Raw genomic sequence first — 256 nt, forward strand, 5'->3', positions numbered from 1 at the left:
AACGTCCTACTCTCACAGGGACAAGGTCCCAACTACCATCGGCGCTAGAGAGCTTAACTTCCGTGTTCGGTATGGGAACGGGTGTGACCTCTCTGCCATCATTACCAGACTATTGAAGGTATATTCCTTCAAAACTAGATAACATTTGCTTCATATTATATGGTTAAGTCCTCGATCTATTAGTATTCGTCAGCTCCACATGTCACCATGCTTCCACCTCGAACCTATCAACCTGATCATCTTTCAGGGATCTTAC

General features: G+C 44.5%; 2 rRNA genes. Both read right to left on the reverse strand.

Going from position 1 to position 256, the window contains the following annotated elements:
• Positions 1-109: ribosomal RNA gene (rrf, locus tag MR113_RS27810) — 5S ribosomal RNA — on the reverse strand; the annotation flags it as partial.
• 50 nt (positions 110-159) lie between these two features.
• Positions 160-256 (reverse strand): 23S ribosomal RNA (locus MR113_RS27815); the annotation flags it as partial.

The sequence above is a fragment of the Bacillus cereus group sp. BfR-BA-01379 genome (assembly GCF_022663605.1).
Taxonomy (GTDB): Bacteria; Bacillota; Bacilli; order Bacillales; family Bacillaceae_G; genus Bacillus_A; species Bacillus_A mobilis.